We start from the raw sequence: 24,704 nt of genomic DNA on the forward strand, positions 1-24,704 counted from the left end.
CCGACGCGCAGGAAGGTGCTGACATGATCCCGGCTGCGACGCCCAGCGGTGCACGTGCACCCGACACCATGGCCCAGGCTCGTGCGGCGTTGCGGGACGTGGTCCCCAGCCTCGTCGCACTTGTGCGGAGCGTCCCTGACGCCAACACCGCTTCGGTCGGGGCCTGGACGGTGGGTGATGTCGCGGCTCATCTGTCTCATGTTTTTCGCTTCGACACCGACGCCGTCGCCGGAGGACCGGTCCCGGAAGCCACAGTGACGACGGCGGGCATGGCCGAGGTCAACGCGAAGATGCTGGCCGAGGACGGCGAACGGGACCTCGCCGTACTCGCAGATCGCATCAACGCGCTTGCAGACGAGTTCGACGACGTCGCGTCGCGTTCGCGAGCAGCCACCGTCGGCTGGCTGCAAGGTGCTCGGCTGCCGCCTTCGGCGGTGGCGTGTCACCTGCTCGAGGAATGCCTGATCCACGGCCATGACATCGCCACAGCCACTGGGCGCCCGTGGCCAATACAGCGTCATCACGCACTGCTTGCGATCGAGGGCGCCGCGCTTCCGCTCATCGCGGCTCTGCCGCCCACCGCATTCCTGGACCAGGAGAAGGCCGGGACCTTCCGAGCTCGCTTCGAACTGCGCCTGCGTGGAGGTGGACGCACGTTGCTTGTCTTCGACCGCGGTTCGCTGACGCTCGACGCGGGGAGCGCACGTGACGTTGACGCCCACGTCTCTGCCGACCCCCCGGCTCTCATGCTGCTGTTCATCGGCCGGCAAGGAATGTGGAAACCGCTTCTCGAAGGGAAGCTCGCCACTTGGGGTCGTCGGCCATGGAAGCTCGCCCGCATGCTCACCGTCATAAGCCCTCCGTAGCCCAGGTCCTTGTCGATGACGCGGCCAGTCATCCCCGGCCGGTCTGCGCGTCGGTGACCCGATGGCGCCGTTCGAACCGCCGGCCGGCTGCGGCCTCTCAGCTTCCTACTCCGCGGCGGGCAGCGGCAGCTTGTCACGTGCGCCCATGACCCACACTCGGTGAGGATCGAGGAAGTCGATCAGGTCGATGAGCGCATTGTGCACGGCGGTCAGCCGCCTTTGCATTGCCGCACCATTTGCTGCAAGGCCGTCGATGTAGTCGAGTACGGGCTGGAACCGCTGCGCGTACTCCGGGTCGCTCTCCAGCTTCGTACGGAACTCCATGTATCCCAGGCAGCGCCGACGTGCCTGCTCGGAGCCGTCCGGCACGACCATCAGCTCTCCGAGGAGCCGTTGTTCGCCCCCCTGCAGCACTCCCGTCCGCCCGTGGTCCTCGTGTCCCGCTATCGCGACACTCACCCCGGCGAGCAACTCCACCAGCCGACGGTTGCGTCGGCGGCTCCCCAGGTCCAGGAAGCCGGCCTCCTGGAAGAGGATGTGCACCCACCCCTGGTAGACGGCGAACCGGTAGAGGCTTTCATACCGGTTGTACTCCTCCTGCCGGGCCGTATCCGGCGCGATCTGGGTGACCGGCCGCCCGGACAGCAGCGCTACGGCGTTGCCCAGCCGCGCTTGAAGTCCCGCCGCCGCCTGAAGCAGGGGATCGCGGTAGCGACTCACGCGTTCACGGCGGGCCTGCTCACGGTCGGAGTGCTGGCGACGCCACTCGAACAGCCCGCCCAGCGTCACGGTCACCACCGCGCCCGCCACTGAGACGACTGCTGAGACCAGCGATACGGTACCCATCCTTGGTTCCCCCCGGCCCCCGGCTGCGTCCCTCGCGCAGCTCACCAACCTATCGCGAACCGTCCGAGCGGTTCACTGCCTCAGTCGACGTAGAGGTGGCCCAACTCTCCACACGAGTCGATCACGTCTGATCACGTCTGATGTGTTCGCTCGCGTGTGGTGGCCAACTGAAAGGTGAGGCGTGCTGGTTTCTCAGTGGTGCCGGCGGTGGCTGGCCACGGCAGTGGCATGGTCCTTGCCATGTACGGAGATCGGCAGGGCGGGGCAACGGCGGGGGTGTGGGGGCGTATCGCGTGTGCCTGGGCGGTCGCTTTCGCCTTGCTTCATTTCTTCTGGGCGCTGGGCGGCAGTTGGGGTCTGAGTGTCTCGGCGGGGCCCCTGGCCGAGACACGCCCCGCATGGTTCGTGATGGTGGGCTTGTGGGGTGTGGGGGTGCTGTGTCTTGTCGGTGGCGTGCTGGGATGGCTTCTCGCCCGGCCGCGGCCCCGTGGCCCGGCCGGACGGGTGGTCAAGGTTCTGGGCTGGGGTGCCTGCGCTGTGCTGCTGGTGCGCGGCATCGCGGTCGAGATGCTGCTGCTGACCGACATAGCAGGCCAGGAGGTAGACGTGAGCCCGGAACAGCGGCTGTGGTCGCTGGTGCTGTGGAATCCCTGGTTCCTGGTCGGCGGTCTGGTCTTCGGCCTGGCCACTCGGGAGTTCGGACGAAGAAAGGCCCCGAGCAGCGGAACCGTCCTCCAGATGGGCACCGACCCCGGTGGGCAGTGGTGACAGATGCCCGGCGGCGAGCCGGCGCAGGCGCCCCTGCGTTGCCCGCAGGCCACGCTTCCGGTCGGTGAGCCCGTCGTCGATCTCGCGCAGCGCCTGCCGGAACTCGTCGTCGGTCGCCGCTCCCAGGTCCCGGATACGGGCCAGGGGGACGTCGGCTTCGGCGAGCGTGCGGATCTTGATCAGGTCGACGGCGTCGTTCGCTCCGTACCGCCGGTGGCCGGATGCATCGCGATCGGGCTCGGGGAGCAGACCCTTGTCGTGATAGACGCGGATGGTCTTGATCGACACTCCGACGTAACTGGCCGACGGGACCGAGGGTCCGGTTCTCGCATCAGAACTTGTCCGGGTATTTACGCGCCAAGAGGAGGTAGCCGATCGGACAGGCGGAAGGCGGTACAAGCTGTGCGGAGTGGCTCAGTCCAGTCCTGAGACCTTGAAGACGGTGCGTGCTGTTTCCCGGTCGATGGCTCGGGCCATCTTCCGGAGGGCTGTCGTTCCGCACCGGAGTGTTCCCCGTTCGGCGCAGTATCGGACGTCCGTGTCCAGTTGGCGCCACAGCGGGGGGTTCTCGGTGAGGACCTTGGGGTCGATCTCGACACGGGCGCCGTCCGTGTCCCGCAGCACCAGGCGTTCCGATACTCCGCTCGACCAGTGCGCCGCCACGAGCCGATCGGTTCGCACCCGCCGCTCGCGCAGCAGCCCGCGCGAGCGGAGCCATCCCGGGCCCGCGGAGAGTCTCGCCGGCATCAGGACGACGAACAGGAGCGTGGCCAGGGCTGACCAGAGCCCCGCGCGCCACAGGGTGAGAGTGGCGCTGATGGCGTCGACCGACAGCAGCAGGCCCAAGAGCGACGCTGCGCACACCACTGCGTACCGGGCACCCGCGGCCCAGGCGGTGTCGTACACCTCGGCATCGACTGGCTCGCCGCGGTGGGCTTCATTTCCAGGAGCAGCCCCCGCGGAATTCCCTTTCATGCCAGGGACGGTAATGACCGGCTGTCCCGGTTGAGGCGCAATTGACGGCGCACTTACGGCGGGTCGGTGATTTTTGACACCCACGTGACGGATTACCGGTTCTGCCTCGGGGCTGTACTTGACGCGGGAACCGACGGGCTGTGGCGCCTTTTCCGCCCGTCGGCGCCCGGCTGCCGCGGGTAACGCCATCAGTTCTTCTCGGTCAGTTCTTCGAGTGCGATGTTGAGTTCGAGGACATTGACCCGTGGCTCTCCCATGAAACCGAGGATGCGGCCGTCGGTGTGGTCCTTGACCAGCTTCTCCACCTGTCCGACGCGCAGCTGGTTCCTCTCGGCGACGCGGTGGACCTGGAGCTCGGCGTACTCGGGCGAGATATGCGGGTCCAGGCCGGAGGCGGAGGAGGTGACCGCGTCGGGCGGTACGTCGGCGGGCTTGACCTTGTAACCCGGGGTGCTGTTGTCCTCGACCACGGCCCTCTTTGCGTCGGTGACCCACTTGAGCAGCTCCTTGTTGTCGCCGGAGCGGTTGGTGGCGCCGGAGAGCAGGAGTTTGTACTGGGTGTTGACGGTGTTGGTGCCGAGGCCGTTGGACGGGCGGGGCTGGAACCACTTCAGGTCGGGCGAGGGCGTCTCCTGCCCTTTCTTCAGCGGCAGGTCGTAGCGCTGGCCGATGAGTTCGGAGCCGACGACCTTGCCGTCGCTCCTGACCTCGGAGCCGTTGGCCCTGCCGGGGAAGAGGCCCTGTGCGATGCCGGTGACGGCGAGCGGGTAGAGCACGCCGCAGACCAGCGTCAGGACGAGGAGGGCGCGCAGACCGGCGCCGAGCAGGCGTGCGGTATTGCGTACGGAGGTGTTCATGGTCGTCACCCGATGCCAGGGATGAGGGAGATGAGCAGGTCGATGAGTTTGATGCCGAGGAAGGGGGCGACCAGTCCGCCGAGGCCGTAGATTCCCAGGTTGCGGCGGAGCATCCGGTCCGCGCTCATCGGCCGGTACCGGACACCTTTGAGGGCGAGCGGTACCAGCGCGACGATGATCAGCGCATTGAAGATGACAGCCGAGAGGATCGCCGACTGGGGCGAGGCCAGGTGCATGATGTTGAGCTTGTCCAGGCCCGGGTAGGCGACGGCGAACATCGCGGGGATGATCGCGAAGTACTTCGCCACGTCGTTGGCGATCGAGAAGGTCGTCAACGCGCCCCGGGTGATGAGGAGTTGCTTGCCGATCTCGACGATCTCGATGAGCTTGGTCGGGTTGGAGTCGAGGTCGACCATGTTCCCGGCCTCCTTGGCGGCCGAGGTGCCGGTGTTCATGGCCACGCCGACATCGGCCTGGGCGAGGGCCGGCGCGTCGTTGGTGCCGTCACCCGTCATCGCGACCAGCTTGCCGCCGGCCTGCTCGCGCTTGATCAGCGCCATCTTGTCCTCGGGCGTGGCCTCGGCGAGGAAGTCGTCGACTCCCGCCTCTTCGGCGATGGCCCGCGCGGTGAGCGGATTGTCACCGGTGATCATGACGGTCTTGATGCCCATCCGGCGCAGCTCGGCGAACCGCTCCCGCATGCCCTCCTTGACCACGTCCTTGAGATGGATGACGCCCAGCACCCGGGCGCCCGTCCCGTCCTCGACGGCGACCAGCAGCGGCGTACCGCCCGCCTCGGAGATCGTGTTCGCGACCGCGTCGGCGTCGTCGGCCACCTGACCGCCGCGCTCCTTGACCCAGGCGAGCACCGAACCGGCCGCGCCCTTGCGCACCTTGCGGGCGGCGCCGTTCTCCGTGAGGTCAACGCCGCTCATCCGGGTCTGGGCGGTGAACGGAACCCACTCGGCGTGCTCCAGTTCGCCCGCGTGGCGCTCGCGCAGCCCGTGCCGCTCCTTCGCCAGGACGACGACCGAGCGGCCCTCGGGCGTCTCGTCGGCCAGCGAGGACAGCTGCGCGGCGTCCGCCAGCTCGGCGGCCGTCGTCCCCTGGACAGGCATGAACTCGGCGGCCTGGCGGTTGCCGAGGGTGATGGTGCCGGTCTTGTCGAGCAGCAGCGTTGAGACGTCGCCGGCGGCCTCGACCGCGCGCCCGGACATGGCCAGTACGTTGCGCTGGACGAGCCGGTCCATGCCCGCGATACCGATCGCGGACAGCAGCGCCCCGATGGTCGTCGGGATGAGGCAGACCAGCAGTGCGGTCAGCACGATCAGCGAGGTCTGTCCGTCGGCGCCCGCGTAGATCGCGAAGGGCTTGAGCGTGACGACCGCCAGCAGAAAGACGATCGTCAGCGAGGCGAGCAGAATGTTCAGCGCGATCTCGTTGGGCGTCTTCTGCCGGGCCGCGCCCTCGACCAGATTGATCATCCGGTCGATGAACGACTCACCGGGCTTGGTCGTGATCTTGACGACGATCCGGTCGGAGAGCACCTTCGTACCGCCGGTGACGGCGGACCGGTCGCCGCCCGACTCCCGGATGACGGGAGCGGATTCGCCGGTGATCGCCGACTCGTCGACACTCGCGACGCCCTCGACGACATCACCGTCGCCGGGAATGATGTCGCCCGCCTCGCAGACGACGAGATCGCCGACGCGCAGTTCGGTACCGGGCAGCTGCTCCTCCCTCTCGCCGTCCTTCGAGAGCCGCCGGGCGACCGTGTCCGTCTTCGCCTGGCGCAGCGTGTCGGCCTGCGCCTTGCCGCGGCCTTCGGCCACCGCCTCCGCCAGGTTGGCGAAGACCGTCGTCAGCCACAGCCAGCCGGTGATCGCCCAGCCGAACCAGTCCCCCGGGTGCGTGACGGCCAGGACGGTGGTGACCACCGAACCGACCAGCACCACGAACATCACCGGGGACTTGACCATCACCCGGGGGTCCAGCTTGCGCAGCGCGTCCGGGAGCGACTTGACCAGTTGCTTCGCATCGAAGAGGCCCGCGCCCACCCGGCCCTCGGGGGTCTTGTGTCCGGAGGGTACGTCGCCGTGCGGAGCCCGGGTCGAAGTGGCTGTGGACATCGAGTCCTCTTGCTTCTCTGTACGAGTGGTCATCCAGCCAGTCCTTCAGCGAGCGGGCCCAGCGCCAGCGCCGGGAAGTACGTCAGCCCCGCGACGATCATGATCACGCCGACCAGCAGACCCGCGAACAGCGGTTTGTCGGTCCGCAGGGTGCCCGCCGTCGCGGGGACCGGCTTCTGCTCGGCGAGCGAGCCGGCCAGCGCCAGGACGAACACCATCGGCACGAACCGGCCCAGCAGCATCGCCAGCCCGATGGTGGTGTTGAACCACTGGGTGTCGGCGTTCAGCCCGGCGAAGGCCGAGCCGTTGTTGTTGGCCCCGGAGGTGTAGGCGTAGAGGATCTCGGAGAATCCGTGCGCGCCGCTGTTGGTCATCGAGTGCGGCGGGGTGGGAAGCGCCATCGCCACGGCGGTGAAGCCGAGCACCAGCGCCGGGGTGACGAGGATGTAGCAGGCCGCCAGCTTGATCTCGCGGGTCCCGATCTTCTTGCCGAGGTATTCGGGCGTACGGCCCACCATCAGCCCCGCGATGAACACCGCGATGACCGCCATGATCAGCATGCCGTACAGCCCCGAGCCCACACCGCCCGGCGCGATCTCGCCCAGCTGCATGCCCAGCATGGTGATGCCCCCGCCGAGCCCCGTGTACGAGGAGTGGAAGGAGTCGACCGCACCGGTGGAGGTCAGCGTCGTGGAGACCGCGAAGATCGACGATGCGCCGATCCCGAACCGCGTCTCCTTGCCCTCCATCGCGCCCCCGGCCACCTCGAAGGCCGGGCCGTGATGCGCGTACTCGGTGGCCCACATGAGCAGGATGAAACCGATCCAGATGGTCACCATCGTGCCGAGGAGCGCATACCCCTGCCGCACGCTGCCGGCCATACGGCCGAAGGTCCGCGTCAGCGCGAACGGGATCAGCAGGATCAGGAAGATCTCGAAGAGGTTGCTGAACCCGTTCGGGTTCTCGAAGGGATGCGCCGAGTTGGCGTTGAAGTAACCACCGCCGTTGGTCCCCAGCTCCTTGATGACCTCCTGCGAGGCGACGGCGCCGCCGTTCCACTGCTGCGGGTCCCCCAGGAACTGGCCCACCTCATGGATGCCGGAGAAGTTCTGGATGGCACCGCAGGCGACCAGTACGAGCGCGCCGATCACCGAGATCGGCAGCAGGATGCGGACGGTACCGCGCACCATGTCGGCCCAGAAGTTGCCCAACTCACCGGTACGCGACCGGGCGAAGCCCCGTACGAGGGCCACCGCGACGGCCATACCGACGGCGGCGGAGACGAAGTTCTGCACCGCCAGACCGGCGGTCTGCACGACGTGGCCCATGGCCTGTTCGCCGTAGTAGGACTGCCAGTTGGTGTTCGAGACGAAGGACGCGGCGGTGTTGAACGCCTGGTCCGGGTCGATGGAGGAGAAGCCGAGCGAACCGGGCAGCGAGCCCTGGAGCCGCTGCAGCAGATACAGGAACAGCACGCTGACCGCGGAGAAGGCCAGGACACCGCGCAGATAGGCGGGCCAGCGCATCTCGGCGTCGGGGTTGGCGCCGATGGCCCTGTATATCCACTTCTCCACCCGCAGATGGCGGTCGGAGGAGTAGACGCGGGCCATGTGGTCGCCGAGCGGGCGGTAGGCCAGGGCGAGCGCGCCGATCAGCGCGCCGAGCTGGAGAACAGCGGCGAGGAACGGACTCATATACGTGCTCAGAACCTCTCCGGGCGCACCAGCGCGAGGACGAGGTAGCCCAGCAGGGCGACGGCCACGATCAGGCCGACGATGTTCTCGGCAGTCACAGCTTCGCCACCCCCTTGGCGATGAACGCCACCAGCGCGAAGACCGCGATCGTGGTGACGACGAAGGCCAGGTCGGCCATCGGTGCTCCTCAGTAAGGCTCGGGGTTGAGATGACCCCTTGAGGAAAGCGCCTTTTCAGCCGGCTGAGCCTTCCGTTGACAGCCCTCTTACGGCCACAAGACCGCCTTTGACGCCTTCCTAACCTTTCGCCCCCTGCGGCATGCTCTGACCTGCGGTAACGCAGCCGAAGCGGCCCGTCTCCGTCAGTGAGGCGGTTCGCCGCGGCGAACCGAGCCCGGTGCCCGGGCGGCAGGACGGTCGGCGCGGGCGGAGGAGGTGAGCTGCCAGGGCACGCTGATCACCATCACCCCCGGGGTGAAGAGCAGCCGGCCCTTGAGCCACAGCGCCGACTGGTTGTGCAGCAGGTTCTCCCACCAGTGGCCGACGACGTATTCGGGGATGAAGACGGCGACCACATCCCGTGGGCTCTCCCGGCGGATGGAGCGGACGTAGTCCACAACCGGGCGGGTGATCTCCCGGTAGGGGGAGTCCAGCACCGTCAGGGGCACGACGATGTCGAGGTCCTGCCATTGGCGCTCCAGCGTCCGCTCCTCGTCGCGGTCGACGGCCACGGTGAGGGCTTCGAGCCGCTGGGGCTTGAAGGCGCGGGCGTAGGCCAGGGCGCGCAGTGTGGGCTTGTGAATGGTGGAGACCAGCACGATCGCCAGCACGCGGGAAGGCGGGCGGAGCAGGTCCCGCGGATCGGTGACCGCCAGCTCGGCGGCGGTGGCGTCGTAGTGGCGTTTGATGCCGTGCATCATCAGCCACAGGATCACCGCGGCGACCACCGCCAGCCAGGCCCCCTGCAGGAACTTGGTGGCCAGCACGATCACCAGAACCAGACCTGTGATCACCGCCCCCAGCGCGTTGACGAACCGGACCAGCCGATGGCGGCGGCGCAGCCTCGGGTCGGTCTCGACGCGCAGCTCACGGTTCCAGTGCCGGACCATGCCGGTCTGGGAGAGCGTGAACGAGGTGAACACACCCAGGATGTACAGGTGGATCAAGCTGGTGACATCGGCCTTGAAGCCCCACAGCAGCAGGACGGCCGCGGCAGCCAGCGCGATGATGCCGTTGGAGAAGGCGAGCCGGTCACCGCGGCTGTGCAGCTGACGGGGCAGGTAGCGGTGCAGGGCCAGGATCGAGCACAGGAGCGGGAATCCGTTGAATGCAGTGTTCGCCGCCAGGATCAGGATGAGCGCGGTCGCGCCTTGGATGAAGTAGAAGCCGAAGCTGTTCTCGCCGCCGAAGACGGAGGCCGCCAGCTGGGCGATCACGGTGCGCTGGTGGTACGAGGAGCAGTTCCCCTGGAGCCCGGTCAGCTGGCAGGGGTCCTCGGTGATGTGCACCTTCGCGACGACGGCGAGGGTGGTGATGCCCGCGAACATCGTGATCGCGATGATCCCCATGGCGGCCATGGTGGTCGCGGCGTTCTTCGACTTCGGCTTGCGGAAGGCGGGAACCCCGTTGGAGATCGCCTCCACACCCGTCAGGGCCGTACAGCCGCTGGAGAAGGCGCGCAGGACGAGCATCACCAGGGCGAGGCCGACCAGGTTCGCGTCGGCCGGTTCCGGTTCGATGCCGTACTCGGCGCTCTCCGAGACCGGCGCATCACCCAGCAGATAGCGGAACAGCCCCGTGCCGACCATGATCAGTACGCCCCCGACGAACAGGTAGGTGGGCGTGGCGAACGCGCGCCCCGACTCGCGTACGCCGCGCAGGTTCATGGCGGTGAGCAGCGCGACGAAGCCGACGGCCAGCAACACCCGGTATCCGGCCGCTTCAGGCACCGCCGAGATGATGTTGTCCACGCCGGAGGCGACCGACACGGCCACCGTCATCACATAGTCGACGAGGAGTGAGGCGGCGACCACCAGACCGGCGTTGGGCCCCAGGTTCCGCGTAGCCACCTCGTACGAGCCGCCGCCGCTCGGATAGGCGTGCACCACCTGGCGGTAGGAGAGCACCACCACCGCCAGCAGAGCGACGACCGCCGCGGCGATCCACGGGGTGAAGTGCAGATACGCCAGCCCGCCGAGGGTGAGGACCAGCAGGATCTCCTCCGTGGCGTACGCCACCGACGACAGCGGGTCGGAAGCGAAGATCGGCAGCGCCAGGCGCTTGGGGAGCAACGTCTCCCCCAGTTCCTCGCTCCGCAGCGCACGGCCGATCATCAGCCGCTTCAGCACGCCGGTGACCTTGACCACGGCACGAGCCTAGGCAGGCTCCCCGGCCGCCGCCCGTGCTGTTACGCCGAGCAGTGGAGCCGCCTGGCGGCCACGCGGATGCCGGGCGAGGGGTGGAGGAGATCTGGTTACGCCGACCGACCCCTGCTCGATGTGCGGGTGCCGCACCCCCCTAGGGTCGGGGCATGGCGAGTGAATTCAGCGAAGCGTTCCTCCTCGAGGCCGAACGGCATGCCGCGTGGGGCGCGGTCCAACTCGAGGCCCTGACCGCGTATTTGCCCGAGGGGCCGTGGACCGCGGACCTGCCGTCCTGCCTCTACCAGCAGGGGGAGCTTCAGCTGCGGGTGGCCGTGCTGGGCACCTATGACATGGACGAGCAGTCCTGGATGTGGGGCTGGGCGAACCCGGGCCTGCAGGGAACCGAGGTGGTTGCCCTGAGCGCCGCTGTGGAGCGGTACGGGCGGGCGCACGGTATCGCCGAACTGTCCGAGGGGGTCCTGCAGCTCTCCGGGTTCGACAACCCGCGGCGCGCGGCGGAGATGCTCGCCTTCACCGGGATGGGAGTGGCCGAGGCACCCGGGTACATCGGCGCTCCGGCGGGAGGGGGCACGCAGGTCTACTTCCTGCCCGACGACGCGCAGGTTCCCGGCGTCGGCCTGGACCCGGTCACGCTGCCCCGGACGCTGCTCACCGGCGCGGGGCTGATCGGGTACTCGGCCCGGCACGTCGTCGGCGGGTACTTCGACCACCACGGCGTCCCCCAGCGCGTCGAGGGCGACCGGATCGTCGCCGACCTGCCCGGCGGCAACGCGGTCGAGGTCGACTTCGATGCCGCCGGGCGGATCGCGGGCGTTAGGGGCAAGGTCCAGCAGCCCTGAGCCCCTCCGCACGGTTCAGCGTTCAGCGGCGCAGGTCGTTGTAGACGGTGGCACGGGAGACGCCCAGGAGGCCGGTGAGGGTCTGGACGGCGCCTTTGAGTTCCAGGAAGCCCTGGTCCTTCAGGGTGTGGACGAGGGTGGCGCGGTCGGTGGTGGCCAGGGCGCGGGGGGTGGTGCCGCGGGCGGCGGCGAAGGACTCGGTGACGGCGCGGAGTTCGTCCACCGTGCGGGCCCGCAGGGTCTCGTGTACGGGCGGCTGGTGCTCCTCCGTACGCAGCAGCTCGGTGAGGCCGCGGGTGAGGGTGGACAGCAGGGAGACGTCCAGGTTGAGGCAGACGGCGGCGACGTAGGTGCCCGCGCTGTTCTTGATGCCGATCGATGTGCTCTTGGCGGGGCGGCCGTCGGGGAAGCGGTTGGGGTAGTTCTGAAGGACCTCCGGGTAGGCGGGGTCTGCGATGCGGGCCAGCCCGAGCTCGGTCGCGGGGTCGCCGGGCCGGCGGCCCGAGAGGTTGTTCTCCACCGTGCGCACCGCGTGGTCGGGGCGGCGCAGATCGTGCAGTACGGCCTCGCACAGGCCGGGGAACATCCGGCCGACCGCGGTGACGATCTTCTCCGCCTCCCGCAGCAGCACCTCGTCCTCGGTGGGGCTGCTCATACGACCCCCTTGACGATCTTCGCCGTCGCGGTGGGCGCCTTGAGGGCCGAGCCCGTGAGGATCACCACCGCCGTCTCGCCCGGCCGCAGATCGCCGCGTGTCGCGAAGACGTCGACGGCCGCCGCGGCGGTGGCGCTGGTGGGCTCCGCGTACAGGCCGGTGGCCGCGAGACGGCGTACGGCGGTGGCGATGTCCTCCTCCGGGATCGCGGCCATGGTCCCGCCCGAGCGGCGTACGGCGGCCAGCACCTCGGGCAGCCGGACCGGCTCCTTGATGGCCGTGCCCTCGGCCAGCGTCGGCTTCCAGGTTCCCGCGGCGGCCACGGGGCTGTCGGCGCCGGTGTGGAACGCGGCGTGCAGCGGAGCGCAGTTGGCGGGCTGGGCGACCAGGAGGCGGGGCAGCGCCGCGATCTGCCCCGCGGCGAGCAGTTCGGTGAAGCCCAGATCGCAGCCGAGGACGGTGCTGCCCGCGCCGGCGACCGTGACCACCGCCTCCGGGGCCCGGAAGCCGAGGTCCTCCCAGATCTCGTACGCCAGCGTCTTGGTGCCCTCCAGGAAGTACGGGTGCCAGTTGTGGCTGGCGTACACCGTGTGCTCCGCCTGGCGCAGCGCCTCGGCGGCCGTCGCATCCCGGTCGCCGGGCACCGGGGTGACCCGCGCCCCGTAGGCCGTGGCCTGCAACGTCTTGGCCGGCGAGGTGTGTTCGGGGACGAGGATGGTGGCGCCGATACCGGCGGCTGCGCAGTAGGCGGCGACGGACGATCCGCCGTTGCCGGAGCTGTCCTCCAGGACCTGGCCGACGCCCTGCGCGGCCAGCGCCGAGATCATCACGCTGCTGCCGCGGTCCTTGAAACTTCCGCTGGGGTTGAACCACTCCAGCTTGAAGCCGACCTCGACCCCGCCCCACGTCCGCCGCAGCAGCGGGGTGCATCCCTCCCCCAGGCTGATCCCCGGCGCCGCGGGCGGCACCGGAAGCGCCGCGCGGTAACGCCACAGCGAACGGTCGCCCGGCTCGATATCGCCGGGCGCCAGCCCTTGCGCAGGCGAGACGAGCAGTGGCGTCCCGTCGTCGCCCCGCCAGCGCAGCGGGTCCAGCGGGTAGCGCCGCTCCGAGCGCGGGTCGTACAGATCTCGCGGCTCACGGGGCGGGGATTCGTCCACGGCAGGTCCTCCTCCGGCTTTCGCGACTTTTACGCAGTGTCTAAAACTAAACTATCCGTACAAGAAGTCGGGCCATAGGATCGCCTGTCATGGAGGCACAGGCCGGGGTCGGGTTGATCGCTGTTCCGGCGGGGCGGGTGACGCTGTCGGACCGTCGGACGCAGCGCAGTTGGTCCGTCGAGCTCGCGCCGTACGAGCTCGCCGCGGTCCCCGTCACCCAGGAGCTGTATGCGCAGGTCACCGGGCGGCGGCCGAGCACCGCCCGCGGGGAGAGGCTGCCCGTCGAAGGCGTGTCCTGGTGGGACGCCGTCCGGTTCTGCAACGCCCTCTCCCGGCGTGACGGACTCGCGCCCGCCTATCGCCTGGGGAGTGAGGACGAAGACGTCACCGCCTGGGACGGTGACGCCGACGGGTACCGGCTGCCGACCGAGGCCGAGTGGGAGCACGCCTGCCGGGCCGGTACGACGGGGCCGCGTTACGGGGCGCTGGACGAGATCGCCTGGTACCGGGGCAACTCGCAGGAGCGCCTCCGCGAGGTGGGTGGCAAGCGCCCCAACGCCTGGGGGTTCTGCGACATGCTCGGCAACGTCTGGGACTGGTGCTGGGACCGGTACGACCCCGAGGTCTACGGCGAATACCGGGTGCTGCGCGGGGGCGGCTGGTTCGACGAGCACTGGAGCTGCCGTGCCTCGGCGCGGCGGCGCAGTCACCCGGCGTTCCAGGTGGACGACGTGGGATTCCGTATCGCGCGCGGCCGGGTGCCAGGGGGTCAGCCCACGTAGCGGCGGGCCGTCGACCGGCGCTGGGCGCGCTCCAGGGTGGCCAGCCGGGTCTCGACGGTGGCGGGGACGGGGCGGCGGTTGGCCAGCACCCAGGGGAGCGCTGCGGCGGCCCGGGTGAAGGCGCGGGCGCTGGCCGCGTCCCGGGGGACCGTACGGGCCAGGTACCAGGTGCGGCGCAGCGCCGCTGGGAGGGGGCGGCGCAGCCAGGTGTACCAGAGGGTGTTGCGCAGCCCGTCCACCCGCCGGCCGGTGGCGTCCCGTACCCGGGAGGGGGCGTGATGGACGGTGAGCTGTTCGGCGAAGGACAGCCACCAGCCGCGTACGGCCAGGTCGGTGGCGAGCAGTTCCTCCTCGCCGCCGAGCCACAGCCGGGGCTCGAAGCCGCCCGCCGCACGGAACGCGGAGACCCGCAGACAGGTCGCCGCGGCCAGGAACGAGCCCAGCGCCGGGCCGGGCAGCCAGTCGGGGCCCGGCACCGGGGAGTTGCGCAGCTCCGCCACCACCGGGTCCTCCGTCCCCTCCGGCTCGACGACGATCCGCGCGACCACACCTGCCAGCCGGGGATGCGCGTCCAGCCGGTCGGCGGCGCCCCGCAGCGAGCCGGGCGCCCACCAGGAGTCGTCGTCGCAGAAGGCCACATACGGGGTGCTGACCTGGCGTACGGCGAGGTTGCGGCCCACCGCACCGGTGTTGCGGCCCGGCGCGAGCAGGGTGATCTGCGGATGCCCGGCCTGAAGGGCCCGTACGGCACCGGCGGTTCCGTCGGTCGAAGCGTTGTCGACGACGATGACCGGGGGCCGCTCGGGCAGTTGCACGAGCAGCCGGAGGGTGCGGAGGAGTTCGTCCTTGCGGTTGCGGGTGATGACGACGACCGTCACGCGCGGGTCCGGTCCCTCCGCGGGCTGCGTCACATGCCGGTCCGGCGCCTCGTGCGGCTCGGTCATCGCGCCGTCCCCTCCACCAGGCGGGCGGCTTCCTCCACCGCGGGCGGGAGCGGGCGGCGGAGGCGGAGCGCTGCCGGGAGGCGGGGCAGCAGGCCGCGGGCGGCGCGGCGGGCCTGCGCGTCCCGGACGGCCTCCGCGCACAGGGCCGCCGTGCGGCGCAGCGCCACCGGCAGCGGCCGGCGCAGCCAGGCGATCAGCAGCTCGTTGCGGCGGATCAGCGCCCGGCGACCGGGCCGGGGAGCGTCAGGCGCCGACCCGTCCGGGCCGCCGGCCGGGGAGTGCCGGGCCACGACCTCGGGGCAGTGCACGACATCCCAGCCGGCTGCGGCCAGGTCGTACGCGAGGAGGGTCTCCTCCGCTCCGAAGAACAGCAGCGGGTGGTAGCCGCCCACATCCAGATACGCCTGCCTGCGGGCCACGGCGGCGCAGCCGAGGAAGCCGAGGACCTTACGGCTGTGCGGTACGGCCCCGTCACCCAGCGGCGAGGTGGCCAGCACGGAGTTGAGCGGGTCGGGGCGGCCGTCCGGGCCCACGGCGATGCCCGCGGCCAGCAGCCCCGTCCGGGGGTGCGCCGCGAGGAGGTCCACCGCCTTGGCCAAGGCGCCCGGCTCCCACCAGGAGTCGTCGTCGCTGAAGGCGATATAGGGGGTGTGCAGGGCGCGGACTCCGTCGTTCCGGGCCAGAGCACCGCGGTTGACGGGCAGCCGCAGCACCTGCACCGCCGGGAAGCGGTGCGCGACCATGTCGGCCGTTCCGTCCGTGGAGGCGTTGTCCACCACCAGGACGCGGGGCCGCTCCGGGAGGGCCAGCAGCCTGTCGAGCGTACGGGCAAGGGTGTCCCGTCGGTCGCGCGTGGCGATGACGACGCCGAGCCGGTCGTACAGGCCCTGCACCTGGGAGGGAGCTGGGTCCATGGCGCCTCGTCTTCTCAGCTCGGCGGCGAAGAGGTGCGGGGGCTGTGGTCAGCCCCGGAACATCTCCTTCTCGACCTGGTCGGGGCCTTCGATGCGGTCGCTCTTGAGGTGGGCGATCTTGTCGACGACCTTGTCGCTCGCGTTGTTCTTCTTGGCGAGCTCGGTGAGGGTCTTGCGGTCGGTCGGGTAGGAGGCTCCCTTGAGAGCCTGCTGGACCTCGATGGGGTTCATCTTGGCCATTGCGTCCTCCGTTCGCGTGCGCCGTATGATGCTGAGTACCCCTTTGTCCTTCTTGCTCACTTCATGGTGAAAGACCCCCATGCGCCCCGCAACACAAGCCCCGCGCCCCGAAGGGGCGCGGGGAACTGCGCGCCAAGCCACAATGCAAGCCGCGGCCCGCACTCATCGGACAGGGGCACCCCCTCAGCGGCGCCCTCACACAGTGGCAGGCTCCGCCTCGCGCACGGCCATCGCCGGAGCGGGCGCGGGCGCCGTACGCGGGGCAGGCATCACCAGGGCCTTCCGCAGAGCAGGCGCAGCCTCCGCGGGCTCCGTTGCCCCGCGACGCTGCGTGAGCAACATCGCGGTGCCGGTGACGGCGACGATGGCCAGGCCACCCGCGATCAGTCCGCCCCGGGCGCCGGCGAACTCCATCAGGGCGCCCAGCAGCGGCGGGCCGACGAGGCCCCAGCCCGTGCTGGCACTGCGCCATACGCCGAGCACCCGGCCGCGCAGATGGCTGGGCGGCTCGGTCTGCAGGACGGTGGTGCCGGCGGTGTCGGAGACCGACTCCACGACGGCCATGGGCGCCACCAGCAGGATGAGGACGACCAGCGACGGGGAGAGACCCGCGACGGCCTGGAGCAGCGCGCCTGCCGCGGCCAGCAGCGCCACGTGCCGCACGGACGGCTTGCGCAGGCAGCCCGCGACCACGGCGCCGACCATGCCGCCGACCGCGAGCACGGTGGAGACGGTGCTGAACGAGCCGGCACCGGCCGCCAGCGGGCCCGTCACCAGGACGGCCAGCGTCAGCTGGTAGTTACGGCCGAAGATCGCGGAGACCCCGGTGATCGTGGCGAGCGCCACCAGGCGGGGGTTGCGGACGAAGTAGGCCAGGCCCTCGCGGCTACCGCCACGGACAGGGCGCTGCTTGCCGTCGGCGACGGCCGGAGCGGGATGCTCCTGCGCCGTCTGCGGTTCACGCTCCTCCTTGGGCACCAGCTTCAGGAAGGGGATGACAGCGGCGACCGCGAGGAACGACAGCCCGTTGACCACGTAGGCGGACGACATGCCGAACCAGGCGACGGTGGCACCTGCGGCGGCCGTGCCCAGCAGCCGTCCGGCGCTGTGCACCACCGAGCCCAGGGCGATGGCCGAGGGCACGTCCTTGCGCTTGACCAGGTCGTTGCCGAGCAGCGAGCAGGCGGGGTTGTCCACCGTGGCGATGGTCCCGGTGACGGCGGCGAGCACCATCAGCAGCGGCACGGTGAGCATGCCGAAGGCGACGAACGCGGCGGTGCTGAAGGCGACCACGCCGAGCAGCGCCTGGCTGACCGAGGCCGTCATCTTGCGCGGCCAGGAGTCGACGAGGCTGCCGCCGACCAGGCTGAGCAGCAGGCCGGGGGCCGCCTGTACGGCAAGCGAGAGGCCGGTCGTGGCGGCGGAGCCGGTGAGTTGGAGCACCAGCAGGTTCTGCACCGTCAGCTGCATCCACGTGCCGACGTTGGAGACGAGATTGGCCGCCGACCACCAGCGCATGCTGGGGTAGCGCAGGGAACGCCAGGGGCTGCGGTCGGAGGGGGCGGAGGGCCCGGAGCCCGCGGAGCGGCGTCGAAAGCGCTCGGCCCAGCGGGTAGCAATCGAGTGAAAAGCCATAGGGAATTTCGCGCAGGAAGGCAGGGGGCAAGAAGGGAACGGGGCGGGAAACCGGAGAACCCGAAGAACGTGTGAGAACGGGAGCGGAAGCAGGACCGAGAACGGTCGCTCCCGATGCCTTCAGCCATATTCACAGACGGCTCTCGCCGAGTCGGTGCACAGCGCTGTGACCGGCGCCGGACGACACCCGTCGCACACATGCTGAGCTGGAACGAAACCCGTCCCGTTGCCTTGCTCACAGCCCGGGAAAGGGCGTAGAGCGCTGGCTGTGTGTCCGTGACTGACCGCGTAGCACCACCAACTCGACCACGCTGCGCAGCGCTACGGGCAGCAGCGTTCACCAGCTCTTCAGTTGCGGCTCCCGGTGGCTCACCTCAGGCTGGGGACAGCGGCGCCGAATTCCCTCGCCTCCTCCTTTCGCCTCCCCCTCCTCACCTGTAGGAGCGCTCATGGATGTGCCCACCGCTGCCATATCCCGCTTTCGGCACGCCGTCGTCACCGGCGGTGCGGGCTTCCTCGGCTCGCATTTGTGCACCGCGCTGCTGGAAAGCGGCTGCCAGGTCACCTGCGTGGACGACTTCTGCACCGGTCGCCGGGAAAATGTGGCGCATCTGACGGGGCGGCCGGGATTCACGCTGCTGGAGGCCGATATCTGCCATCCGTTCGAGGTGGATAACGCCTCTCCCCCTCCCGACCTGGTGTTGAATTTCGCTTCCCCGGCCTCTCCCGCCGACTATCTGCGTATGCCGCTGCACACGCTGGAGACGGGAAGCTCCGGCACCCGCAACGCGCTGGCGCTGGCCCGGCGGCACGGGGCGCGGTTTGTGCACGCGTCGACTTCGGAGGCGTACGGCGACCCGCAGGAGCACCCGCAGAGCGAGCGGTACTGGGGGCATGTGAACCCGGTCGGGCCGCGCAGCGTGTACGACGAGGCCAAGCGGTTCGGCGAGGCGCTCACGGCGGCGGAGGCCCGTACCCATGGCAGCAATGTGGGCATCGTCCGCCTCTTCAACACCTACGGGCCGCGGATGCGCGGCTACGACGGGCGGGCCGTCCCCACTTTCGTACGGCAGGCGCTGGCGGGCGAGGAGCTGACGGTGACAGGTGACGGGCGGCAGACCCGTTCCCTCGCATACGTCGACGACACGGTGCACGGCGTCCTCGCCATGGCCGGTTCCGAGCTGCTCGGCCCCGTCAACATCGGCAACCCGGACGAGATCACCATGCAGGAGCTGGCCGAGCTGGTCATCGAGTTGACCGGCTCGTCCTCGGGCCTGCGCTTCGTGGAGCGGCCCAGCGACGACCCGGCCGTGCGCTGCCCCGATATCACCCTGGCCCGCGGAAAGCTGCAGTGGGAGCCGCGCGTCGCCGCCCGCGACGGGCTGGAGCGGACGATCGGCTGGTTCCGCCGGCACCACACCAGCGGCTGACACCGGCCCGGTTCCCCGCCCCGGCCCTCCCGGCGAAAGGCAGACCATGCGCGTTCTCGGTATCAACGCCCTCTTCCACGACCCCGCAGCCGCGCTCGTCATCGACGGACATACGGTCGCGGCGGCGGAGGAGGAGCGGTTCTCCCGGCGCAAGCACGGCAAACGGCCGGTGCCGTTCGCCGCCTGGGAGCTTCCGTACAAGGCCGCCGCCTGGTGTCTGGCCGAGGCGGGGCTGCGGCCGCAGGACATCGACGCGGTCGCCTACTCCTTCGACCCGGACCTGGCCAAACCCGCCGTCGACATGGGCCTCGACGACCCGTGGGACCCGCTGCGGCTGACGTACGCGCGGGAAGCACCGTCCTTCCTGTCCGAGGCACTGCCGGGCCTGGACCCCGAGAAGGTGCGCTTCGTCCAGCACCACATGGCACACGCGGCCTCCGGTGCGTTCGCCGCGCCCGACGCGGAGCGCTCCTCGGTGCTGGTGGTGGACGGGCGCGGCGAGTCGACGTCCCATCTGGCGGCGCGGCGCCGTGGCACGGCCCTCGAACCGCTGCACAGCCAGCAGTTGCCGCACTCGCTCGGCCTCGTCTACGAGGAGCTGACCGAGCATCTGGGGTTCCTGCGCTCCAGCGACGAGTACAAGGTGATGGCGCTGGCCTCCTACGGGAGGCCGCGGATGGCCGCCGAACTGGCCAAGTACGTGCATTCCACCGGGGACGGCGGGTTCGTCGCCAAGGACGTGCCCTGGGAGAGCTTCGCCCCGGCCGCCCGGCAGGGCGGCGAGGGCTGGTCGCAGGAGCAGGCCGATCTGGCGGCCAGTGCGCAGCGCTGTCTGGAGGACACGCTGCTGGACATGGTCCGCTGGCTGCACGGCCGCACACACGACGAACTGCTCACCATGGCGGGCGGGGTGGCGCTCAACTGTGTGGCCAACTCACGGCTGGCTGCCGAGGGCCCCTTCTCCCGCGTATGGGTGCAGCCGGCGGCCGGGGACGCCGGTACGGCACTGGGCGGCGCGCTGGCGCTGGCCTCCCAGGGCGGGGATGCGACCGCACCGATGGGCGGGGCCGACCTGGGACGGCAGTGGGACGAGAGGCAGCTGCGGGAGTGGCTGACCACCGCGGGGGTGCCGTTCGAGCGGCCCGACGACGTGGCGGAGACGGTGGCGCAGGCGCTCGCCGAGGACGCCATCGTCGCCTGGTTCCAGGGGCGTTCCGAGTACGGTCCCCGTGCGCTGGGCCACCGCTCGCTGCTGGCGCACCCCGGGCGGGCCGCCAATCTGGAACGCCTCAACGATGTGAAGGGCCGCGAGCAGTTCCGCCCGGTGGCGCCGATGGTCCTGAAGGAGCGGGCGCCGGAGATCTTCGAAGGGCCGCTGCCGAGCCCGTACATGCTCTTCGTGCACGAGGTGCGGCCCGCCTGGCTGGACCGTATCCCCGCGGTGGTGCACACCGACGGCACGGCGCGCATCCAGACCGTCGACCGCGAGCAGGAGCCGCGTCTCGCCCGGATGCTGGCGGCGTTCGAACGGCTCACCGGGCTGCCGGTCGTCGTCAACACCAGCCTGAACACGGCGGGACGGCCGATGGTGGACGACCCGCGGGACGCGCTGGAGTGCTTCGGTTCGGCACCGGTGGACCTGCTGGCGATCGGCCCGTACGTGGTGCGGCGGGCGAGCTTCTTCCACCGCATGGAACCGCCCCAAGCGTTCGACGTCATACGAGGGGAGCCCACGTGAGCACCGGACATCCGGACTCCGCGCCCGAGTTCGCCGTCGTCGTCCCCACCCTGGGCAGGCCGTCGCTGGCCGGGACGCTGCAGGCGCTGGCCGATGCCGGGCCGCCGCGCCCGCGCCGGATCGTGCTCGTGGACGACCGCCCGGCCCGCGAGTGCGGCCCGCTGCCCGTCCAGGTGCCGGACGCACTGGCGTCACTGGTCGAGGTGGTGACGGGTGCGGCGGCCGGGCCCGCCGCCGCGCGGAACGTGGGCTGGCGGGCCGCCGAGGAGGAGTGGATCGCGTTCCTGGACGACGACGTGCTCCCGGGCGAGCACTGGACCCGGCGGCTCGCCGTCGATCTGGCCGCCGCCGACCGGACCACTGCCGGCAGCCAGGCCCGCATCACGGTCCCGCTGCCCGGACACCGGCCGCCCACCGACTGGGAGCGCAACACAGCCGGACTGGCCGGCGCGCGCTGGATCACCGCCGACATGGCCTACCGGCGTACGGCCCTGGAAGCCGTCGGCGGCTTCGACGAGCGCTTCCGGCGGGCCTTCCGGGAGGACGCCGATCTGGCGCTGCGGCTGCTCGACGCCGGATGGCGGCTGGAACAGGGCGAACGCCATACGGTGCACCCGGTGCGGCCGGCGGACCGCTGGGTCTCGGTGCGCACCCAACGCGGCAACGCCGACGACGTGCTGATGAACCGTATCCACGGCCCCGACTGGTGGCGGCGCGCCGGAGCAGCGCGCGGCCGGCTGCCGCGGCATGTGGCCGTCACCGCGGCGGCCGGTGCCGCACTCGGCACGCTGACCGCCGGGCGCCGCCGCGCGGCAGCCGTGCTGGGCGGGCTGTGGCTGCTGGGTACGGGCGAGTTCCTGTACGCCCGGCTGCGCCCCGGCCCGCGCACCCGCGACGAGAGCCTCACCATGCTGCTGAGCAGCCTGCTGATCCCGCCGTTCGCCACCTGGCACTGGGCGGGCGCCTGGCTGCGGACGCTGCCCGCGCGCAGCACCGGGGCCGGGGAGTCCGGCTCCGGCGGGCAACCGGGCCGCGGTGGCGAGGAGATGACCGTCGGTGCCCGGGAGGTGCGGGCATGAACAGTCAGGCATCCGTGGAGCCCGCCCCCCGGCCCGGGGCCGCGAGTGCGCGCCCGGCCGCCGTGGTGCTCCGTTCGGCGACCGCCACCTGGTACCAGGACGGGCCCGCGGAGCCACTGGTGCGGCTGCCCCACACGGATCCGGCCCCCTGCGCGGCGGTACCGGCGTGCGGGCGGCCCCGCGCCGTGCTCTTCGACCGGGACGGCACCCTGATCGAGGACGTACCGCACAACACCGACCCCGGGCGGGTACGGCCGCTCCCCTCCGCGCGGGAGGCACTGGCGACGCTGCGTGCCGCCGGAGTGCCCGCGGGCGTGGTGAGCAACCAGCCCGACATCGGGCGCGGCATCCTGCGGCTGGAGCAACTGGACGCGCTGCACGCCCGGATGGAGGCGCTGGTGGGACCGCTCGCGGTGACCGCCGTGTGCCCGCACCGCCCGCAGGAGGGCTGCGGCTGCCGCAAGCCGGCGCCCGGGCTGGTGCTGGCCGCATGCCGGGTGCTGGGGGTGCGCCCTCCCGAGACCGCCGTGGTCGGGGACATCGCCGCCGACCTGGGCGCCGCACACCGGGCCGGGGCCACCGGCGTGCTCGTGCCCAACACCGCCACCCGCACGGCCGAGACCCGCGCAGCACCCCGCACCGCGGCGCACCTGGCGGCTGCCGTCCGCGCCCTGGTCGGTGCCCCCACCCGCCCTGGAGGCCCGGCATGACCCGACCGCACACGCTCCTGGTACGGCTCGACAGCGTCGGCGACGTACTGCTGGCCGGGCCCGCCGTACGGATGGCGGCGGCCGGTTCACGGCGGGTGACGCTGCTGGCGGGGGCGCACGGCGCGGGCGCGGCACGGCTGTTGCCGGGGGTCGACGAGGTGCTCACCTTCGATGCGCCCTGGGTGGGACGGCCGCCCGCGGCGGTGGACCGCGGTGAGACGGCCGCGCTGATCGAGGCGCTCGCCCGGCGGCGTATCGACCGCGCACTGGTGCTCACGTCGTTCCATCAGAGCCCGCTGCCCATGGCGCTGCTGCTGAAGCTCGCCGGGGTGCCGTGGGTGGGTGCGGACAGCGAGGACTACCCCGGCAGCCTGCTGGAGCTGCGGCACCGTAGGGCGGCGGGGCGGCACGAGGCGGAGGCGGCCATGGAGCTGGCGGACGCTGCCGGGTTCGCGCTGCCGGAGGGCGACCACGGCGGCCTGGCGATCCACCCTCCGCCCGACACCGGCCCGTTGACCGGGACCGACCCGTACGTCGTCGTACACCCCGGCGCCTCGGCACCCGCCCGTGCGTGGAGCCGCGAGCGGGCGGCGCGCGCGGTGGCGGCGCTCGCCGGTGCCGGACACCGGGTGGTGGTCACCGGGGGGAGGTCGGAGAAGGAGCTGACGGCCGCCGTCGCCGGGGAGCACGCGCTGGACCTGGGCGGCCGGACCGGGCTGCACGAGCTGGCGGGGGTGCTGGCGGGCGCCCGCGCGGCGATCGTCGGCAACACCGGCCCCTCCCATCTGGCGGCTGCCGTGGGCACTCCGGTCGTCTGCCTGTTCTCCCCCGTGGTACCGGCCGACCGCTGGGCGCCGTTCGGGGTGCCGCACGTACTGCTCGGGGACCGGAACGCGCCGTGCGCCGGCACCCGCAAGGTGAGCTGCCCGGTGCCGGGGCACCCGTGCCTGGACGCGGTGGACGACGCGGAAGTGCTGGCGGCGCTCGACCGGCTGCCGTCCGCCTCCCCCTCGCCGACGGCACGGACGGCATCCGCTCCCGCACCGGACCGGACGGCTCTGGAGGCCCGCGCATGAGGATTCTGCTGTGGCATGTGCACGGCTCCTGGACGACGGCGTTCGTCCAGGGTCCGCACACCTATCTGGTGCCGGTGCTGCCCGACCGCGGCCCGGACGGACTGGGCCGGGCAAAGACCTTCGCCTGGCCGGAGTCGGTGCGGGAGGTGAGCCCGCAGCAGCTGGCCGGAACGGACGTGGACGTCGTCGTGCTGCAGCGCCCGCACGAGGAGGAGCTGGCGGCGCGCTGGCTGGGCGGTCGCCGTCCCGGCCGCGACATCCCGGCCGTCTACCTGGAGCACAACGCGCCCGACGGCGACGTGCCCGACACCCGCCACCCGTGCGCCGACCGCCGCGACCTGACGCTGGTCCACGTCACCCACTTCAACCGGCTCTTCTGGGACAACGGCGCCACCCGCACCACCGTCATCGAGCACGGCATCGTCGACCCGGGCCACCAGTGGACCGGGGAACTGGCCCGTGCTGCCGTCGTCGTCAACGACCCCGTACGGCGCGGCCGGTATGTGGGCACCGACCTGCTGCCCGCGCTGAGCGAGGCGGCGCCGCTGGACGTGTTCGGGATGCGTACCGAGTCGCTCGCCGCGCACCTGGGGCTGCCGCCGGAGCGCTGCCGGGCACAGGATCTGCCGCAGGAGCAGCTGCACTCCGCGCTGGCGCTGCGGCGCTGCTATCTGCACCCGGTGCGGTGGACCTCGCTGGGCCTGTCGCTGCTGGAGGCCATGCATCTGGGCATGCCGGTGGTCGCGCTGGCCACCACCGAGGCGGTCGAGGCCGTACCGGAGGGCGCCGGCACCCTCTCCACCCGCCCCGAGGTGCTGGCCGAGGCGGCACGCCGGTACGTCAACGAGCCGCAGGCCGCCGCCGAGGACGGGGCCCGCGCCCGGCGGGCCGCACTGAGCCGCTACGGGCTCAAACCGTTCCTGCACCGCTGGGAGCAGCTTCTGGAGGAGGTGACCCGCTGATGATGTCCCAAGAGCCGGCCCG

23 protein-coding genes and 1 pseudogene are annotated in these 24,704 nt (G+C 71.2%); 10 read left to right on the top strand and 14 right to left on the bottom strand.

Annotation, left to right across the window (positions count from 1 at the left end):
• Positions 1-23: 23 nt before the first annotated feature.
• Positions 24-866 carry a maleylpyruvate isomerase N-terminal domain-containing protein gene (locus ACTWQF_RS14980; protein ID WP_443279875.1) on the top strand — a complete coding sequence of 281 codons (843 nt, stop codon included), beginning with the start codon at positions 24-26 and terminating at the stop codon, positions 864-866.
• Positions 867-971: 105 nt separating this feature from the next.
• Here the strand turns inward: ACTWQF_RS14980 and ACTWQF_RS14985 are convergent, their stop codons facing one another.
• Positions 972-1,712 (bottom strand): hypothetical protein, encoded by a 741-nt coding sequence (locus ACTWQF_RS14985; protein ID WP_443279876.1) that lies wholly within the window; start codon positions 1,710-1,712, stop codon positions 972-974.
• Between the two features lie 240 nt (positions 1,713-1,952).
• On the opposite strand from ACTWQF_RS14985, the gene ACTWQF_RS14990 reads away from it, so the two are divergent.
• Positions 1,953-2,480, top strand: coding sequence for a DUF3995 domain-containing protein (locus tag ACTWQF_RS14990; protein ID WP_443279877.1), 528 nt, complete (start codon positions 1,953-1,955; stop codon positions 2,478-2,480).
• Positions 2,481-2,615: 135 nt separating this feature from the next.
• On the opposite strand, the pseudogene ACTWQF_RS14995 reads toward ACTWQF_RS14990, so the two are convergent.
• From ACTWQF_RS14995 to ACTWQF_RS15025, 7 genes and pseudogenes are all read right to left on the bottom strand, one after another.
• Positions 2,616-2,768, bottom strand: a pseudogene (locus ACTWQF_RS14995) (MerR family transcriptional regulator); the annotation flags it as partial.
• A gap of 126 nt (positions 2,769-2,894) precedes the next feature.
• Complete coding sequence (locus tag ACTWQF_RS15000) at positions 2,895-3,455, bottom strand: hypothetical protein (protein WP_443279878.1); 561 nt, start codon at positions 3,453-3,455, stop codon at positions 2,895-2,897.
• A 188-nt stretch (positions 3,456-3,643) separates the two neighbouring features.
• On the bottom strand, positions 3,644-4,312 hold the full coding sequence (locus ACTWQF_RS15005; RefSeq protein WP_443279879.1) for a potassium-transporting ATPase subunit C: 669 nt from the start codon (positions 4,310-4,312) through the stop codon (positions 3,644-3,646).
• Positions 4,313-4,317: 5 nt separating this feature from the next.
• The gene (kdpB, locus tag ACTWQF_RS15010) at positions 4,318-6,474 is read right to left on the bottom strand and encodes a potassium-transporting ATPase subunit KdpB (RefSeq protein ID WP_443279880.1); all 2,157 of its coding nucleotides are present in this window, start codon (positions 6,472-6,474) and stop codon (positions 4,318-4,320) included.
• Positions 6,471-8,135, bottom strand: coding sequence for a potassium-transporting ATPase subunit KdpA (gene kdpA, locus ACTWQF_RS15015; RefSeq protein WP_443279881.1), 1,665 nt, complete (start codon positions 8,133-8,135; stop codon positions 6,471-6,473). The genes kdpB and kdpA overlap by 4 nt, the downstream gene beginning before the upstream one ends.
• Positions 8,136-8,143: 8 nt before the next feature.
• Positions 8,144-8,233 carry a K(+)-transporting ATPase subunit F gene (gene kdpF, locus ACTWQF_RS15020; protein WP_443246221.1) on the bottom strand — a complete coding sequence of 30 codons (90 nt, stop codon included), beginning with the start codon at positions 8,231-8,233 and terminating at the stop codon, positions 8,144-8,146.
• 263 nt (positions 8,234-8,496) lie between these two features.
• A complete protein-coding gene (locus ACTWQF_RS15025) occupies positions 8,497-10,467 on the bottom strand; it encodes an APC family permease (protein WP_443280161.1) in 1,971 nt (656 codons plus the stop codon).
• A 197-nt stretch (positions 10,468-10,664) separates the two neighbouring features.
• Here ACTWQF_RS15025 and ACTWQF_RS15030 point away from each other — a divergent pair, with 197 nt between their 5' ends.
• Positions 10,665-11,357, top strand: coding sequence for a DUF6882 domain-containing protein (locus ACTWQF_RS15030; RefSeq protein WP_443279882.1), 693 nt, complete (start codon positions 10,665-10,667; stop codon positions 11,355-11,357).
• Between the two features lie 22 nt (positions 11,358-11,379).
• Here the strand turns inward: ACTWQF_RS15030 and ACTWQF_RS15035 are convergent, their stop codons facing one another.
• Both ACTWQF_RS15035 and ACTWQF_RS15040 read right to left on the bottom strand, forming a co-directional pair.
• The gene (locus ACTWQF_RS15035; RefSeq protein ID WP_443279883.1) at positions 11,380-12,012 is read right to left on the bottom strand and encodes a helix-turn-helix transcriptional regulator; all 633 of its coding nucleotides are present in this window, start codon (positions 12,010-12,012) and stop codon (positions 11,380-11,382) included.
• Positions 12,009-13,172: a threonine synthase gene (locus tag ACTWQF_RS15040; protein ID WP_443279884.1), complete on the bottom strand. Its 1,164-nt coding sequence runs from the start codon at positions 13,170-13,172 to the stop codon at positions 12,009-12,011. The genes ACTWQF_RS15035 and ACTWQF_RS15040 overlap by 4 nt, the downstream gene beginning before the upstream one ends.
• An 89-nt stretch (positions 13,173-13,261) precedes the next feature.
• Here ACTWQF_RS15040 and ACTWQF_RS15045 point away from each other — a divergent pair, with 89 nt between their 5' ends.
• Complete coding sequence (locus ACTWQF_RS15045; protein WP_443279885.1) at positions 13,262-13,954, top strand: formylglycine-generating enzyme family protein; 693 nt, start codon at positions 13,262-13,264, stop codon at positions 13,952-13,954.
• Here the strand turns inward: ACTWQF_RS15045 and ACTWQF_RS15050 are convergent.
• The 4 genes from ACTWQF_RS15050 to ACTWQF_RS15065 form a co-directional block, all read right to left on the bottom strand.
• Entirely contained in the window at positions 13,942-14,898 is a 957-nt protein-coding gene (locus ACTWQF_RS15050) for a glycosyltransferase family 2 protein (RefSeq protein WP_443279886.1), read from the bottom strand. The two genes, ACTWQF_RS15045 and ACTWQF_RS15050, sit on opposite strands and share 13 nt — an antisense overlap.
• On the bottom strand, positions 14,895-15,812 hold the full coding sequence (locus ACTWQF_RS15055; RefSeq protein ID WP_443279887.1) for a glycosyltransferase family 2 protein: 918 nt from the start codon (positions 15,810-15,812) through the stop codon (positions 14,895-14,897). The genes ACTWQF_RS15050 and ACTWQF_RS15055 overlap by 4 nt, the downstream gene beginning before the upstream one ends.
• A 48-nt stretch (positions 15,813-15,860) precedes the next feature.
• Positions 15,861-16,052: a DUF2795 domain-containing protein gene (locus tag ACTWQF_RS15060; RefSeq protein WP_443279888.1), complete on the bottom strand. Its 192-nt coding sequence runs from the start codon at positions 16,050-16,052 to the stop codon at positions 15,861-15,863.
• Positions 16,053-16,247: 195 nt separating this feature from the next.
• On the bottom strand, positions 16,248-17,570 hold the full coding sequence (locus tag ACTWQF_RS15065) for an MFS transporter (RefSeq protein WP_443280162.1): 1,323 nt from the start codon (positions 17,568-17,570) through the stop codon (positions 16,248-16,250).
• Between the two features lie 566 nt (positions 17,571-18,136).
• On the opposite strand from ACTWQF_RS15065, the gene ACTWQF_RS15070 reads away from it, so the two are divergent.
• The 6 genes from ACTWQF_RS15070 to ACTWQF_RS15095 are packed head-to-tail and all read left to right on the top strand — an operon-like array spanning position 18,137 to position 24,682.
• Positions 18,137-19,117: an NAD-dependent epimerase/dehydratase family protein gene (locus ACTWQF_RS15070; RefSeq protein ID WP_443279889.1), complete on the top strand. Its 981-nt coding sequence runs from the start codon at positions 18,137-18,139 to the stop codon at positions 19,115-19,117.
• Between the two features lie 46 nt (positions 19,118-19,163).
• Entirely contained in the window at positions 19,164-20,855 is a 1,692-nt protein-coding gene (locus tag ACTWQF_RS15075) for a carbamoyltransferase family protein (protein ID WP_443279890.1), read from the top strand.
• Positions 20,852-21,934, top strand: coding sequence for a glycosyltransferase family 2 protein (locus ACTWQF_RS15080; RefSeq protein ID WP_443279891.1), 1,083 nt, complete (start codon positions 20,852-20,854; stop codon positions 21,932-21,934). The genes ACTWQF_RS15075 and ACTWQF_RS15080 overlap by 4 nt, the downstream gene beginning before the upstream one ends.
• Positions 21,931-22,644, top strand: a complete 714-nt coding sequence (locus ACTWQF_RS15085) for a D-glycero-alpha-D-manno-heptose-1,7-bisphosphate 7-phosphatase (RefSeq protein ID WP_443279892.1) — start codon at positions 21,931-21,933, stop codon at positions 22,642-22,644. Before ACTWQF_RS15080 ends, ACTWQF_RS15085 begins: the two co-directional genes overlap by 4 nt.
• Positions 22,641-23,720 (top strand): glycosyltransferase family 9 protein, encoded by a 1,080-nt coding sequence (locus ACTWQF_RS15090; RefSeq protein WP_443279893.1) that lies wholly within the window; start codon positions 22,641-22,643, stop codon positions 23,718-23,720. Before ACTWQF_RS15085 ends, ACTWQF_RS15090 begins: the two co-directional genes overlap by 4 nt.
• Positions 23,717-24,682 (top strand): glycosyltransferase, encoded by a 966-nt coding sequence (locus ACTWQF_RS15095; RefSeq protein WP_443279894.1) that lies wholly within the window; start codon positions 23,717-23,719, stop codon positions 24,680-24,682. The genes ACTWQF_RS15090 and ACTWQF_RS15095 overlap by 4 nt, the downstream gene beginning before the upstream one ends.
• Positions 24,683-24,704: the final 22 nt, after the last annotated feature.

Source organism: Streptomyces sp. 8N114, from assembly GCF_052245835.1.
Classification (GTDB): Bacteria; Actinomycetota; Actinomycetes; order Streptomycetales; family Streptomycetaceae; genus Streptomyces.